An 11,857-nucleotide genomic window follows, 5' to 3' on the forward strand; every position below is an offset into this window, starting at 1 on the left:
CAATGATAATAATTTATTTTAAAAACATGACTTCTAAAATAAAATATTTTAAAATATATATTTTTTTAGACTAAAGACAATACGTTGACAGGCGGGCCAGCCAAACCGACCCGCTTCGTGGTCAGGTATTAACTACCTGTCGCACCAAGCGAAAATTCTTTCAGGAAATTATTGGGTATTTGCTATTGAGAGGGGTATCGTGGGATGCGCCAGACGTAGTTGGCCATCATTATCCGAGGTCAGCAGAACTACTTCACCTTTGTAATCATGATTGGCAGGCACTTCGGCGCGGGGCAGGGGCAGCGTTCGTGGATGAGCCGGGTCGATTTAACGCTGTAACAGCCCGTTTCGTTATAGACCCGCACCGTGTACGTCTGCGGATTTCCTTTCGACCGCATTCCACCCAACAAAATACCATCGGCAGGCATGGGAGTACTACGCCCCGTAAACTGCCCCGTGAGCGATAGTTCGTAGGTCCAGTCGGGATCAAAACCAACAATGCCAATTTGGCCGGTGGGTGCCGAACCACCGGGGCCACACAGCGGTTCGCGGGCGGTGAGCGTAAAGCTGCTGGGTGCAAAACTGTACGTAACCTGCTGAACTGTAGCCGTTTGACTGGTAGTACAGCCGTTGAGGGCCGTCACGCTCAATGTGTAGGTTCCTGTTTCGCTAACGGGCAGCGACAGGCTCGTGCTGCTAACTCCGCTAACGGGGTCATTACCCGTCAATTGATACGTATACGACGCGCCGAAACTTGCTATCGTAGCCGATAGCGGCACCACTGCCGTTGGGCACGACAATAAGTTTACGGAACGTAGTTGCACGGTTGGCCGCTGCGCATCTTCCAGCACCGTAACAGCCACCGGTTCACTGATACAGCCATTCGCTGTCACAATAAGGGAGTACGTACCAGCCCCACTCACTACCGGATTCTGCTCATTCTGATTGGTAGCATCGATGCCGGGACCGCTCCACGCGTAAGTGCTGTTATCGATAGTCGACCCGCCCGTCAATTGCGCCCGACCGTTGTTCAGACAGGCCAGGCCCAACGCGCTGGTAGTGGCAGTTGGTTCAGGACGCACCGTTACCGTAATCAGTGCAAACGGCTGACAGGCCGGATCGTCGGGCATGGGTTTCAGGCAGGCATAGACGTAATATATTTTGTCGGTTTGGCCCGTATTGGCCGGGAAATCAACAAATTGCTGAACTGCTACGCCATTATCGGGAATGATTTCGCCGAGGTGAATACCCTCTTTCGACAAATACGGATTGGTCTGCGGAGCGTCGAATCGGACAAACTCGATTTTGTAGGTCGTTGCGGTCGTGTTCACGCGCAAGGCCGTAACAGGTTGCCCGGTGCAGACGGCAACTGTCGTTGTTTCGGTGTTGGTAATGGTGGGGCAATCGGCGTTTGGCAAAAGTCGGGCCAAAACGGGCTGTTTGCTCCACAAAAGAAGCAGAATGCCGGTTATTATGTAGAAGAACGACCGTGTACGCATGATTACCCGTTTGATGTATGATTGGCACGAAACTTGCCAAAGTTAACAATTGGCCCAATACCAAGCTTGTTTTTTGACTAAGCGGAGCCAACTTTGTCACGTTCAGTAGCTTATGCCATTTGACACCTACTGAGCTACGCGCTTCTATCTACTATTAAAAAATCATTTCGTGTACTTGCAAGCTCAGCCTACGTCTATTGCGGGCAAACCCAATTACGCTATCCAGCTTTTTTCAACGACATCCTGTCGGGTGCCTCCGTTTCATGAATCAGGCTTCTTCTTCAATGAGTTAGCACACGTTCGTCAGCAATACTCGGGTCCGTCGCATTTGCTGGTCGCAGTCAATCAGCAAACAGGCCGGTCTGACGCCCGATGCGCTTTTTTCATTAACAACAATCAGGCAATCAGCCCAATAGCCGCGCCTTTCGGCTCTGTAGAATTCACCGACAAACTGCCTGATGCTACCCTGAAATGCTTGTTGGATCAATTGGTTGAAACAGCCCGGTTGATGGGCGTCAGTGCCTTGCGGCTGGTTAATTACCCGCATAGCTACGCGCCCGCACAAGCCGAGCGGTTAACCACGCAACTACTCCAGTCTGGTTTTCACGTATCAAACACATACCAAAATCATTCATTAGCTATTGACGATGACCCTTTTACAGGCAAAATACACTCATCTGAACGGCGACGCCTGCGCAAATGTGAACGAGCCGGTTTCACGTTTGACCACTGGGTTAATCCTGACATAGACGCGCTGACCGGGTTCATTGCCGAGACCCGGCGACAGCAGGGCTACCGGCTCACGCTTACTCCCGAGCGGCTCACTCGTCTACTAAGACAGTTTCCCGATAAATTCCCTGTATTTGTGGTGCACGACGGCCCTGCGTTGGCGGCTCTGACCGTTGCGGTGCGTGTTCGCGATAATATACTGTATAGTTTTCTGCCCGCTTCCTCGCCCGACTACCGCTCGTTCAGTCCGGCGGTAATGCTCACCAATGGTCTTTACAACTATTGTCAGCACCAACGGATTCAGTTGCTCGATCTTGGCGTTTCGCTCGATAATGACCGGCAACCCAAATCCACCCTGATGCGCTTTAAAGAACGACTCGGTGCAAAGGCGTCGGAGAAGTTAGTCTTTAAGATAATTTTTTAAACGCAGAGGGGCAGAGGTTACGCTGAGTACGCAAAGTCTCTGTGTACTCAGCGTAACCTCTGCCCCTCTGCGTTTAAAACCCGCTAATTATTCGTTATTTTGTATAAAAAAGGCCCGCGTAGTTCGAGGCCGTTGGCATGATCGAACAGGTTTTCAATTCGTTATTTTACTTTCTTTCTGAACTGGCTGTCTCGGTTCTTTCTTTGCTGAAAGCACTGATGCGGTTGCAGCACAGAACACGGCTTCCGGCGCGGCAATTGCCGGTTTGTTCGGTGCTGGGCAACGGTCCTTCGCTTAATCAGTCACTAACCGAGCAGCTTGATTTTATTCGGCAAACCGAGATCGTGTGTGTCAACAATTTCGCTCACGCTGAGGTGTTTACGCAGCTTCGCCCACAGAACTACGTTATTTCGGACCCGAATTACTTTGTTTTCACGGCCCAAACCACCGACCGCCCCGACATCAGCCGCACATTGGCCGTGTTCGGTGAGCAGGTCGATTGGCCGATGACGCTTTATGTGCCGCATTTTGCCAAAGGCTCGTACCTGATTCGGACTATCGGACAGAAAAGCCCGAACATTAACATTGTATTTTTCAATTATACCGTGTTGACCGGCTTTCCGAGTCTGATTTATTGGCTGTATGCCAGGGGCTTCGGGATGCCCCGCGCCCAAACCGTGATTGTGGCCGCGCTGACGCTGATGATTAATCGACAGTTTGAGACGATTTACCTGTTTGGAGCCGACACGTCGTGGCACGAAGAAATCCGGCTGACCGACGATAATCAACTGTTAATCAAACAAGTTCATTTTTACGACAAGCCGAAAGATGTGCAGCACGAGCCGGTTTATTCGGACAAGCATCGGCAGCGCACCTTTTCGATGGCATCGCAGTTTTTATCCTTACACAAGGTGTTCCGGGGTTACGAAATCATCCGCGATTACGCCGACTACCGACGTGTTACTATACTGAATGCCAGTGCAAAGAGTTACATTGACGCCTTTGAACGAATAACAAATAAATTAGTGATGAGCGATGAACGATGAGTGATGAGTATTGCTTTCGCGTCAGCAGTTCATCGTTCATCGCTCATCGCTCATCCCTCAAAAAGACTATGCTTGATTTAAGTAATAAATCGATCCTGATTACGGGCGGCACCGGCTCGTTCGGCAAGAAGTTTGTCGAGATGGTGTATCAGCGGTATCCGAACCTGAAACGGTTAGTAGTTTATTCACGCGACGAACTGAAGCAGTTCGAGATGAGTCAGCACTACCCGCAGAGTCAGTATAAATCAATTCGGTTTTTCATTGGCGACGTGCGCGATGGCGAACGGCTGAAACGAGCCTGCGAAGGCGTCGACATTATTATTCACGCTGCCGCGCTGAAGCAGGTGCCTGCCGCCGAATACAATCCGATGGAGTGCATTAAAACCAACGTGTTCGGGGCCGAAAACGTGATTAACGCGGCTATGGACAACGGTGTACAGCGCGTAGTGGCCCTTTCGACCGACAAAGCAGCCGCGCCCATCAACCTCTACGGAGCCACGAAATTATGTTCAGATAAACTGTTTGTGGCGGCCAACAACATGAAAGGCAAGCGCGACCTGCGCTTCTCGGTGGTGCGCTACGGCAACGTGATTGGTTCGCGGGGGTCGGTGGTGCCGTTCTTTCTGGAGAAGCGCAAAGATGGCGTGTTGCCCATCACCCACCCCGACATGACGCGCTTCAACATCTCGCTCGAAGAGGGCGTGGAAATGGTCCTGTATGCCCTCGAACACGCCTGGGGCGGGGAGATTTTCGTACCCAAGATTCCGTCGTACCGCATCACCGACGTAGCCGAAGCTATCGGGCCAAACTGCGAACAGCGCATCGTGGGCATTCGGCCCGGCGAGAAGCTGCACGAAGAGATGATTACCGAAACCGACGCGCTCAACACCGTTGAAACCGACAAATACTATGTCATAACGCCTTCAACGCCAACCTGGAACGTTGACGAGTACATGCAGGCGTTCGGCGGGCGAACAGTTGACATGGGTTTCAAATACAACTCCGGCACCAACACCGAGTGGCTAACCGTTGAGCAACTGCGCGAGCAGGTCCGGCAACACGTTGACGCGGAGTTTGCGGTTTAATAACTATCCAACGTAGATTACAGCGATGAACACCATTCAGGAAGCAAAACGCTATATCGACAATGCCCGCGACTTACTCCGCGAAAAAGCGAAGAAAGAAGATGGCTACTATCAGGATACCAAGTACGTAAAAATGGCTGGTCACACGGCCTATTCGGGCGTTCTGGTAGCCCTTGATACGCTCTTAGGCATTAAAAAGAAAGGCCGAAAAGACGTAGAATGGTACAAACAACAACTGGCCCAAATGGACCGAAAAGTGTTAAGCGCATTTCACAGTGCCTATGACACGTTGCACTTGTCGATGAGTTACGACGGAAACCCAAGTGTCAAAGTGGCGCAATCGGGGCTTGAAGACGCCGAGATGATTATTAACTGGGTCGAAACTCGCATCGCGAATGCATAACCAACCCATTCCCTACGGTCGGCAGCACCTGACCGACGACGATATTGCCGCCGTGACCAACGTGTTGCGTGGGCCGTTGCTGACACAGGGGCCGCACATTGCCGAGTTCGAGGCAGCCTTCGCTCAGTACGTTGGTTCGCGGTATGCGGTGGCGGTGGCAAACGGCACGGCGGCACTGCATTTGTGCTGTATGGCCCTGGACGTAAAGCCCGGTACGCGGGTCATCACAACGCCCATTACTTTCTCTGCCTCAGCCAATTGCGTCCGTTACTGTGGGGGCGAAGTATTCTTTGCCGACATTGACCCCGACACGGTTATTTTAGACGTAGACGCCGTGCGGGCCTTGCTCGAACAACATCCTAAAGGCTATTTTTCGGGCATTATTCCGGTCGATTTTGCGGGCTACCCGGCTGATTTGTCGGCCTTTCGGCAGTTGGCCGATGAATATGGCTTGTGGCTGCTCGAAGACAGTTGCCACGCGCCGGGTGGGTCGTTCTTAGACGCGAAAGGCATTGAACACCGCTGTGGCGACGGGTCGCTGGCCGATCTGGCAATTTTCAGTTTCCACCCCGTTAAGCACATTGCGGCTGGCGAGGGCGGTATGATTACGACCAACGACGAGCAACTTTACAAACACCTGTTGCGGCTCCGAACCCACGGCATCACCAGCAAACCCGCCGAGCTGACCGAGCCACAACCCGGCGACCCCGAACGTGGGGGCTGGTACATGGAGATGCAGGAATTGGGCTATAATTACCGCCTGACCGATTTTCAGGCCGCGCTCGGCACCAGCCAACTCCACCGCGCCGACGCCATGCTCGACCGCCGACGTGCCATCGCCCGACGCTACGACGACGCTTTCCGCAATACCAACGTGCAAACGATTGTGCCACCCTCCAGCGTGGGCCATGCCTATCACCTGTACGTGATTCAGGTAGACGACCGCAAAGGTTTGTACGATTTTTTGCGGACGAAAAACATCATGGCGCAGGTGCATTACATTCCGGTGCATCGGATGCCATATTACCAGCAATTCGGCTGGAAAGCGGGCGATTTTCCAAACGCCGAACGATACTACGCCCGCTGCCTGAGCCTGCCCATGTTCCCGACCCTGACCGACGACGAGCAGGCATACGTAATTGAACAGGTACTGAGTTTCTGCGGCTAACATGGCGAACATCGCGATTATACCGGCGCGGGGCGGCAGCAAACGCATTCCGCGCAAAAACATCCGGTCTTTTCTGGGTAAGCCCATCATTGCCTACGCCATTGAAGCCGCCCGGCAGTCGGGGCTGTTCGATACGGTGATGGTCTCGACCGACGACCGGGGAATTGCCGACGTAGCCCGGCACTACGGCGCGTCGGTGCCTTTTCTGCGCAGTGCTGAAGCAGCCAATGATTTTGCCACAACGGCTCAGGTGCTGATCGAAGTGCTGCACCAATACAGCAAACAGGGCCAGTCATTCGAGTATGCCTGTTGTCTGTATCCTACTGCTCCCTTTGTAACGGGAACTCTACTCACTGAAGCCTATAACCTGCTAAAAGCTAACGCGTTCGACACGGTTTACCCCGTTCAGCAATACGCTTTTCCCATTCAGCGGGCAGTTCGGTTAGCCGATGGAAAAGTTAACTGGTTTCAACCCGAACACGCGCTGACCCGTTCGCAGGACCTCGAACCGGCCTATCACGACGCGGGGCAGTTTTATTTTTTCAACGTTCCGGCATTTCAAAAAACACAACGTTTAATTACCGATAACACGGGCGGCATTGTCGTCTCCGAGATGCAGGCGCACGACATCGATACCGAAACCGACTGGCAACTGGCCGAACTAAAATATGAAGCGATGAGTGATGAACGATGAGTGATGAGTGTTCTTCCTGCGGCAGCTACTCATCACTCATCGTTCATCACTCATCACTATGAAAAAAAAGGTTCTCTTCCGCGCCGATGGCGATGCACAGATTGGCCTGGGCCATGTGATGCGGTGTCTGGCACTGGCCGAGATGCTGGGCGATGACTATAACCGGCGTTTTGCCATCGTACAACCCGCACCGGAGGTAGTTCGGCTTATCGAAGAGGAAGGCGTTGCCGTGTTGCCGTTGGCTTCAAATCAGGTCGATGAGTTTGCGTCGATGCTGGAGCCGGATATGGTCGTGGTGCTGGATGGATACGCGTTCGATCAATCGTATCAGCAAACCGTTCGGGCGGGGGCGCGGGCGTTGGTTTACATCGACGATCTGGTAACGGGTCATCAGGTAGCCGACGTGGTGGTGAATCATGCGGGTGGCCTGACGGAATACGAGTATCAAAGCGAATCCTACACGCAGTTTTGTATCGGCCCGCATTACGCCCTGCTTCGACCGCCTTTTTTTGCTCCCATTACGCCGACTCCCAAAGAAGGCCCCGTTTTTGTGAGCTTAGGCGGGGCCGACCCCAGCAACACCACCGTTCGCGTGCTCGAAGGTTTATTGGCCGCCTTCCGGCTGCTCAACCAAATCTGGCGTGTGCATGTGGTTGTTGGCCCCTTGCAGCAGAACCGACCGGCCATCGATGCTTTGAAAAACAACGTCAGGCACCTGCATATTTTAGAAAAGCTGAACGCCGGACAGATGGTGGCCGAACTCACCAAATGCCAGTTAGCGATTACAGCCTGTAGCACGATAGCCTACGAAGTGTGCGCCGTTAATCGCCCGCTGATTGCCATTCAAACGGCTGATAATCAGAGCCGGTTAGCGGTTTTCTTAGAGAAGAATGCTCTTACGCCCGACGTACTGCCCATCAACGCCACCATCGATCAGATTGCCAATGCGCTTTACACCGGGCTGTCGGCTGACTCAGCAGGTTACCGGGAATTACTGACCCAAAATCAACGCCGTTATTTCGATGGCCGGTCGCCCGAACGCTTCCGGGCTTTGTTTGAACGATTATGCAATTAACTCATCGCATCGCTCAACCCGCCGATAGTCAACTCTATTTCGACTGGGCCAACGACCCCGACACCCGGCGGCAATCGTTCAACTCCGCCCCTATCTCGTTTGATACCCACACGGCCTGGTTTACCCGCAAACTGACCGACGCGAATGCTCTATTATTGCTTTTCGAGAACGAGACGGGCGAACCGGTTGGGCAGGTGCGGTTTGAGCGAGGCCCCAACGAAACCGTTATCGGTATTTCGGTCGATGCAAAACACCGGGGTAAGGGGCTGGCAAGTCAGCTTATCGAACGGGGCTGCACCGTTTGCCGCGAACAGTGGGGAGCCGTTACGATTCATGCGTATATCAAACCCGAAAATCGGGCGTCGGCGCGGGCCTTCGAGCGGGCAGGGTTCGTGTTCTCGCACGAAAGCGGTAAATTTGGGGTTGACAGTTTAGTTTATAAAAAATGAACCAACCCATTCAGGTTGCCCACTATACCATCAGCCCGCAGCACCGGCCTTTTGTGATTGCCGAAATGTCGGGCAACCATAATCAATCGCTCGAACGGGCGTTGGAAATCGTTGATGCCGTGGCCGATGCGGGTGCCCACGCGCTCAAACTGCAAACCTACACGCCCGACACGATTACCTTCAACGGCGCGTCAGACGAGTTTTATATCCGTGACAGCAACTCGCTCTGGGCGGATAAGAATCTGTATAAACTGTATCAGGACGCCTACACGCCCTGGGAGTGGCATAAACCTATTTTTGACCACGCCCAACAGCGCGGCATGATTGCCTTCAGTTCGCCCTTCGACACTACGGCGGTCGATTTTTTAGAATCGCTGAATGTGCCACTGTATAAGATTGCGTCGTTTGAAAATACCGATCATATTTTGTTGAAGCGGGTAGCGCAAACGGGCAAACCGGTGATTATGAGCACTGGTGTGGCGTCGGTGGCTGATCTGGAAGAATCGGTGCGCGTGTTGCGCGAGAACGGTTGTCGTGATCTGGTTCTGCTGAAATGCACCAGCACTTACCCCGCTACGCCCGAAAGTACGAACCTTCGCACCATTCCGCACCTGCGCGACCTGTTTAGTGTACCGGTGGGCCTGTCGGACCATACAATGGGTATCGGCGCGGCAGTAGCCGCCGTGGCTCTCGGTGCGGTGGTGCTGGAAAAACACGTTACCCTTCGCCGGGCCGACGGGGGCGTTGACTCGGCCTTCTCGCTCGAACCCGACGAATTGAAAAACCTCGTCATCGAAACCGAACGCGCCTGGCTGGCAATGGGTCAGGTGAGCTATACACTGACACCGAAAGAGCAGAAAAGCCGTCAATTCAAACGGTCGCTATACGTCGTTCACGACATTAAAGCTGGCGAACCCTTCACGCCCGACAACGTTCGGAGCATCCGCCCCGCCAACGGCCTGCACACCCGCTACTACGAGCAAGTGCTGGGACAGCTTGCTACCCAGGACGTGAAAGCAGGAACGGCACTAAACTGGAATCTTTTAAAGTGATGAGTGATGAGTGATGAGTGATGAGTTTGCTGACGCAAGAGAAAAACCCATCACTCATCACTCATCACTCATCACTCATCACTCAGATGGGTATCATCAAACGGCAAACCATCCAATCGTCGCTCTACGCCTACGCGGGTGTGGCGGTGGGGTTTCTGACGCAGGGGCTTCTCTTTCCGAATATCTTCAGCAAAGAACAGGTTGGGTTACTGGCTTTACTGATTGCCGTGGCGCAGGTGCTGGCCCAGGCATCGAGTTTAGGGCTAAACAACGCGGGCGGGCGGTATTTTCCGTACTTCCGCAACACCGACCGGCAGCACAACGGCTATCTGCTGCTCAGTACGTTAACTACGCTGGCTGGATTCGGCCTGTGCGTGCTGTTGCTATGGTTAGGCAAACCGTGGGTGGTGGAACAGTACGGCAAAGAATCAGCCCTGTTTGTCGAGTATTATTATTTGCTGATTCCGCTGACGCTGTTCACAGTCTTTTTCACTGTCTTCGACAACTACGCCAAGTTGCTCTACGACCCTGTTACGGGTACAATGCTTCAACAGTTTGTGCAGCGGGTGCTGATTCTGCTGGCGGGTGGGCTGTACTGGCTTGGCTGGATTTCGTTCGATCAATTTCTGGGCGTGTGGCTGCTGGCTTTTCTGATTCCGACCATACTGATGGTTGGCAGCGTAATCCGTACTGGCAATTTCTTTGTCAATCCTGATTATCTGTCTGTTAGCCCTGAACTGCGCCGAAACCTAATTCGCTATTCAGGTATTATTCTAACCTCGGCTCTATCCACACAGATTATCTGGACTATCGACAAGGCAATGCTCAGCACAGCCAAAGGGCAGGGACTTGATGCAACCGGTATATACAGCACGGCGTCGTATTTCGCGGCTGTGATTGCTCTACCCGCAACGATGCTCTACAAAGTGTCGGGAACGCTCATCGCCGAATCCTGGAAAGCCAACGACCGCGCCAATATTCTGATGATTTACCGGAAAAGCTGCCTGAATCAATTAATTGCGGGCTGTCTGGTATTTATTGGTGTGGCCGTAAATCTGCCGGTACTGTTCCGGTTTCTGCCCTCAGGTTACGACGCGGGTTATTACGTGATTCTGTGGCTCGGTTTGGCGAAGCTGATCGACATGGCTACGGGCGTCAACGGGGTTATTTTGCAAACTTCTCGCTTCTACGCCATTGACTCGCTGTTTTTCATCGGTCTGATTTTCGTAACCATTGCGGCCAATAACTGGCTGATTCCGGTGTATGGTATCAACGGCGCGGCTGTGGCGGCTGTGCTGGCTACGTTTTTGTACAACCTCGCCCGGACGCTGCTGGTCTGGTTTGCTTTCCGGATGCAGCCCTTTTCGTGGCGCAACGGAGTTGTCATTCTTGTGGCCGCGCTGGTGTGGCTCCTGAGCGAACAGATTTCACATGCGAGCGGGTCAGTTTGGCACATTGCGCTTGACGTTCTGATTCGGTCGGGGACCATCACAATAGCCTTCGTTGGTACTGTGTATGCCTTAAACCTCTCGCCCGACGCTAATGAACTGATACGGGGAGTTTTAGCAAAACTGACAAAACTTTCTAAGCGGTAAACGAAAGATTTCCTGTAACCAGAAGCCAATTTGGTCGTCTCAAAATCTTCTTTACTTTTGCTATTATGACACCCGACCGCCGACTTGACCAGTTAGAGCCATTGATGGCTGAATCACTTCAGAAAATAGACCGCCTGATTGAAGGACAGGGTCAGATTGCTGAAATTGCTACCCGTGCCGACCAAAACGCAAATACAGCCGCCCGTGGCGTGGCGAACCTGACGTTGTCGATGCAGAAACAATTTGACATCCTGAGAGCCGGGCAGGATGAACTACGAACCGGGCAGGATGAGCTACGCCAGAAAGTAGCTCAAATTGATGTATTGAAGGCCGGGCAGGACGAATTACGAGCCGGGCAGGACGAATTACGAGCTGGGCAGGACGAACTACAAACGGGGCAGGAGGAACTACAGGCTGGACAAGATAAATTGTGGGCCAGCCTGAACGAATTGCGCCAGCAGCACAATGAGTTTCGGCAGCAGGTAACAAGCGAGTTCTACCATATGAATCAAAAATTCGACCTGGTCATCGAATTGCTCCGCCACCGCTAATCCATCGTTGCCTTATTTTTTGAACATAAAAAGGCCGGAATGACACGGAGGTCGTCCGGCTTTCTTATTTGTTGGTAAATCAAAAAG

General features: G+C 52.8%; 12 protein-coding genes. 11 read left to right on the top strand and 1 reads right to left on the bottom strand.

Going from position 1 to position 11,857, the window contains the following annotated elements:
- Positions 1-248: 248 nt before the first annotated feature.
- Complete coding sequence (locus tag AWR27_RS16400; protein WP_077132164.1) at positions 249-1,499, bottom strand: hypothetical protein; 1,251 nt, start codon at positions 1,497-1,499, stop codon at positions 249-251.
- Positions 1,500-1,674: 175 nt separating this feature from the next.
- Between AWR27_RS16400 and AWR27_RS16405 the strand changes: the two genes are divergently transcribed.
- The 11 genes from AWR27_RS16405 (at position 1,675) to AWR27_RS25545 (ending at position 11,770) form a co-directional block, all read left to right on the top strand.
- Entirely contained in the window at positions 1,675-2,652 is a 978-nt protein-coding gene (locus AWR27_RS16405; protein ID WP_232325856.1) for a GNAT family N-acetyltransferase, read from the top strand.
- A gap of 137 nt (positions 2,653-2,789) precedes the next feature.
- On the top strand, positions 2,790-3,698 hold the full coding sequence (locus AWR27_RS16410) for a hypothetical protein (protein WP_077132165.1): 909 nt from the start codon (positions 2,790-2,792) through the stop codon (positions 3,696-3,698).
- A 68-nt stretch (positions 3,699-3,766) separates the two neighbouring features.
- Complete coding sequence (gene pseB / locus AWR27_RS16415; protein WP_077132166.1) at positions 3,767-4,783, top strand: UDP-N-acetylglucosamine 4,6-dehydratase (inverting); 1,017 nt, start codon at positions 3,767-3,769, stop codon at positions 4,781-4,783.
- A 25-nt stretch (positions 4,784-4,808) separates the two neighbouring features.
- Entirely contained in the window at positions 4,809-5,186 is a 378-nt protein-coding gene (locus tag AWR27_RS16420; protein WP_077132167.1) for a DUF5618 family protein, read from the top strand.
- Positions 5,179-6,354 (top strand): UDP-4-amino-4,6-dideoxy-N-acetyl-beta-L-altrosamine transaminase, encoded by a 1,176-nt coding sequence (pseC, locus tag AWR27_RS16425; RefSeq protein WP_077132168.1) that lies wholly within the window; start codon positions 5,179-5,181, stop codon positions 6,352-6,354. The genes AWR27_RS16420 and pseC overlap by 8 nt, the downstream gene beginning before the upstream one ends.
- Before the next feature lies 1 nt (position 6,355).
- Positions 6,356-7,048: a pseudaminic acid cytidylyltransferase gene (gene pseF, locus AWR27_RS16430; RefSeq protein ID WP_077132169.1), complete on the top strand. Its 693-nt coding sequence runs from the start codon at positions 6,356-6,358 to the stop codon at positions 7,046-7,048.
- 58 nt (positions 7,049-7,106) lie between these two features.
- A complete protein-coding gene (gene pseG / locus AWR27_RS16435; RefSeq protein ID WP_077132170.1) occupies positions 7,107-8,123 on the top strand; it encodes a UDP-2,4-diacetamido-2,4,6-trideoxy-beta-L-altropyranose hydrolase in 1,017 nt (338 codons plus the stop codon).
- Positions 8,114-8,572, top strand: coding sequence for a GNAT family N-acetyltransferase (locus AWR27_RS16440; RefSeq protein ID WP_232325857.1), 459 nt, complete (start codon positions 8,114-8,116; stop codon positions 8,570-8,572). Before pseG ends, AWR27_RS16440 begins: the two co-directional genes overlap by 10 nt.
- On the top strand, positions 8,569-9,624 hold the full coding sequence (gene pseI, locus AWR27_RS16445) for a pseudaminic acid synthase (RefSeq protein ID WP_077132172.1): 1,056 nt from the start codon (positions 8,569-8,571) through the stop codon (positions 9,622-9,624). Before AWR27_RS16440 ends, pseI begins: the two co-directional genes overlap by 4 nt.
- An 86-nt stretch (positions 9,625-9,710) precedes the next feature.
- Positions 9,711-11,219 (top strand): lipopolysaccharide biosynthesis protein, encoded by a 1,509-nt coding sequence (locus AWR27_RS16450; protein ID WP_077132173.1) that lies wholly within the window; start codon positions 9,711-9,713, stop codon positions 11,217-11,219.
- Between the two features lie 65 nt (positions 11,220-11,284).
- On the top strand, positions 11,285-11,770 hold the full coding sequence (locus tag AWR27_RS25545; RefSeq protein ID WP_077132174.1) for a hypothetical protein: 486 nt from the start codon (positions 11,285-11,287) through the stop codon (positions 11,768-11,770).
- The last annotated feature ends 87 nt before the right edge of the window (positions 11,771-11,857 follow it).

Origin of the sequence: Spirosoma montaniterrae (assembly GCF_001988955.1) — a bacterium.
Lineage (GTDB): Bacteria > Bacteroidota > Bacteroidia > Cytophagales > Spirosomataceae > Spirosoma > Spirosoma montaniterrae.

Bases quoted from the DNA above. Each gene is read 5' to 3' on its own strand.
- pseB (WP_077132166.1), top strand. From the start codon at position 3,767: ATGCTTGATTTAAGTAATAAATCGATCCTGATTACGGGCGGCACCGGC.
- AWR27_RS16420 (WP_077132167.1), top strand. From the start codon at position 4,809: ATGAACACCATTCAGGAAGCAAAACGCTATATCGACAATGCCCGCGAC.
- AWR27_RS16410 (WP_077132165.1), top strand. From the start codon at position 2,790: ATGATCGAACAGGTTTTCAATTCGTTATTTTACTTTCTTTCTGAACTG.
- AWR27_RS16450 (WP_077132173.1), top strand. From the start codon at position 9,711: ATGGGTATCATCAAACGGCAAACCATCCAATCGTCGCTCTACGCCTAC.
- pseF (WP_077132169.1), top strand. From the start codon at position 6,356: ATGGCGAACATCGCGATTATACCGGCGCGGGGCGGCAGCAAACGCATT.
- pseC (WP_077132168.1), top strand. From the start codon at position 5,179: ATGCATAACCAACCCATTCCCTACGGTCGGCAGCACCTGACCGACGAC.
- AWR27_RS16400 (WP_077132164.1), bottom strand. From the start codon at position 1,499: ATGCGTACACGGTCGTTCTTCTACATAATAACCGGCATTCTGCTTCTT.
- AWR27_RS25545 (WP_077132174.1), top strand. From the start codon at position 11,285: ATGACACCCGACCGCCGACTTGACCAGTTAGAGCCATTGATGGCTGAA.
- pseI (WP_077132172.1), top strand. From the start codon at position 8,569: ATGAACCAACCCATTCAGGTTGCCCACTATACCATCAGCCCGCAGCAC.
- AWR27_RS16440 (WP_232325857.1), top strand. From the start codon at position 8,114: ATGCAATTAACTCATCGCATCGCTCAACCCGCCGATAGTCAACTCTAT.
- pseG (WP_077132170.1), top strand. From the start codon at position 7,107: ATGAAAAAAAAGGTTCTCTTCCGCGCCGATGGCGATGCACAGATTGGC.